This window comes from Bradyrhizobium sp. ORS 375 (assembly GCF_000239775.1).
Classification (GTDB): Bacteria; Pseudomonadota; Alphaproteobacteria; order Rhizobiales; family Xanthobacteraceae; genus Bradyrhizobium.
In genome coordinates, this window is record NZ_CAFI01000202.1 from 1 (window position 1) to 2,744 (window position 2,744).

Annotated in this window: 2 protein-coding genes; one reads left to right on the top strand and one right to left on the bottom strand. The window is 66.8% G+C overall.

Features of this window, described 5'->3' with window-relative positions; genetic code table 11:
* The coding region (groL, locus tag BRAO375_RS17275; protein ID WP_035640772.1) for a chaperonin GroEL at positions 1-1,482 on the top strand (1,482 nt) is incomplete at its 5' end.
* A 354-nt stretch (positions 1,483-1,836) separates the two neighbouring features.
* Here groL and lepB read toward each other — a convergent pair.
* Entirely contained in the window at positions 1,837-2,601 is a 765-nt protein-coding gene (gene lepB, locus BRAO375_RS17280; RefSeq protein ID WP_502688920.1) for a signal peptidase I, read from the bottom strand.
* Between the last annotated feature and the right edge of the window lie 143 nt (positions 2,602-2,744).

Sequence of the window (2,744 nt, forward strand, 5' to 3'; positions counted from 1 at the left end):
GTCACCGTCGCCAAGGAGATCGAGCTCGACGACAAGTTCGAGAACATGGGCGCGCAGATGGTGCGCGAAGTCGCCTCGAAGTCCGCTGACGCGGCCGGCGACGGCACCACCACCGCGACCGTGCTGGCCCAGGCCATCGTGCGCGAAGGCGCCAAGGCGGTTGCCGCCGGCATGAACCCGATGGATCTGAAGCGCGGCATCGACCTCGCGGTCGAGGCGGTCGTCGCCGATCTCGTCAAGAACTCCAAGAAGGTCACGTCGAACGACGAGATCGCCCAGGTCGGCACCATCTCCGCCAACGGCGACTCCGAGATCGGCAAGTTCCTCGCCGACGCCATGAAGAAGGTCGGCAACGAGGGCGTGATCACCGTCGAGGAAGCCAAGTCGCTCGAGACCGAGCTCGACGTCGTCGAGGGCATGCAGTTCGATCGCGGCTACATCTCGCCCTACTTCGTCACCAACGCCGACAAGATGCGCGTTGAGATGGACGACGCCTACATCCTCATCAACGAGAAGAAGCTGTCGTCGCTGAACGAGCTGCTGCCGCTGCTCGAGGCCGTGGTGCAGACCGGCAAGCCGCTGGTCATCGTCGCCGAGGACGTCGAGGGCGAGGCTCTGGCCACCCTGGTCGTCAACCGTCTGCGTGGCGGCCTGAAGGTCGCTGCCGTCAAGGCGCCGGGCTTCGGCGACCGCCGCAAGGCCATGCTGCAGGACATCGCGATCCTGACCGGCGGCCAGGCGATCTCGGAAGACCTCGGCATCAAGCTCGAGAACGTCAACCTCTCCATGCTCGGCCGCGCCAAGAAGGTGATGATCGACAAGGAGAACACCACGATCGTCAACGGCGCCGGCAAGAAGGCCGACATTGAGGCGCGCGTGGCGCAGATCAAGGCGCAGATCGAGGAGACCACCTCGGACTACGACCGTGAGAAGCTGCAGGAGCGTCTGGCCAAGCTCGCCGGCGGCGTCGCGGTGATCCGCGTCGGCGGTGCGACCGAGGTCGAGGTGAAGGAGCGCAAGGATCGCGTGGATGACGCGATGCATGCGACCCGCGCGGCTGTCGAGGAAGGCATCCTGCCGGGCGGCGGCGTCGCCCTGCTCCGTGCTTCCGAGCAGCTCAAGGGTGTCCGCACCAAGAACGAGGACCAGAAGACCGGCGTCGAGATCGTCCGCAAGGCGCTCTCCGCTCCGGCCCGCCAGATCGCCATCAACGCGGGCGAGGACGGCTCGGTCATCGTCGGCAAGATCCTCGAGAAGGAGCAGTATGCCTACGGCTTCGACTCGCAGTCGGGCGACTACGTGAACATGGTGTCCAAGGGCATCATCGACCCGACCAAGGTCGTGCGCACCGCGATCCAGAACGCCGCCTCCGTGGCGAGCCTCTTGATCACCACCGAGGCGATGGTCGCCGAGCTGCCGAAGAAGAACGCCGGCGGCCCCGCGATGCCTCCGGGCGGCGGCATGGGCGGCATGGACTTCTAAGTCCACGCACCCATCTGATAGTTGCAAAACCCCGGCAGCGATGCCGGGGTTTTCGTTTGTGCCGGGCTTCGGCGGCTTGCGCTGGGCACAGTGCGTAGCCTGGATGAGCGCAGCGACATCCGGGGTCTCACGAGCCGTGTCGATGAACCCGCATGTCGCTTCGCTCATGCGGGTCGTCGTAGGGTGGCAAAGGCGCGTGGCGCACCGGTGTTCTTCGCACACCGTCGCGCGCCGTGCCCACCGGCTTGCTGATGAGTTCGCTCCCGATGGTGGGCACGTCGCCACCGCGGTCTCGTCCGTGGAGACAGCACGGCAGCGCCTTTGCCCACCCTATGGTCTGATGCCATTCCGCGTTCAGCGCACCACCGTCCCGATCCGCTCGAAGCGGGTCCGCGGCGCCGCGCCCTCCCCGCCGGGGTCGCGCGAGAAGAAGATCATGCCGAAGCGGCCGATGATGTTCTCGACCGGAATCGTGCCGATCTGCGACATCCGGCTGTCAGTCGAATTGTCCCGGTTGTCGCCGAGCATGAACAGATGTCCGTCCGGCACGGTGATCGCGTTCGTCTCATCGAAAGCGCCATGATCGAGGCAATCGATCGTCTCATGGCTCACGCCATTCGGCAGCGTCTCCCGCCAGCGCTTCACGGCCCCCGCGGTTCCGCCGCAAGCCTCCTCGCCCGCAATGTCCGCGAGCCGCTCGCGAGGCACCGGCCGGCCGTTGATGTGCAGCACGCCGTCGTGCATCTGAATACGATCGCCGGGCAGGCCCACCACCCGCTTGACGAAGTCGACGCCGCCCTCGCCTCTGGGCAGGCGGAAGACAACGACGTCGCCGCGCGCCGGCATCGCGCCGAACATGCGCCCCGCAAACAGTGGCGGCGCGAAGGGAAGCGAATAGCGGCTGTAGCCATAGGCATATTTGGTCGCGAACACGTTGTCGCCGACCAGCACGGTCGGCATCATCGAGGCGGCGGGCACGCTGAACGGCTGGAAGGCGAGGATCCTGATCGCCAGCGCGCCCAACGCGGGCACCAGCAGCATCGCGATCGCATAGGTGAGAACCCCGCGCCCAAGACCGAGGCCTCCAACCTCCGCCATCATCGCTGCGGTCACTCCGATCGTCCAGAGGCTGCAGATCGCCCCCAGGATCTGCAGCAGCGATAGCGCGCCGGCGGGAAGGCTGGCGCGCGCGGCGACCACGACGATCAGGATCACCGCGCCGCCGAGAACCGCCGGCAGGCCGCCGAACGCCAAGGCGGCGC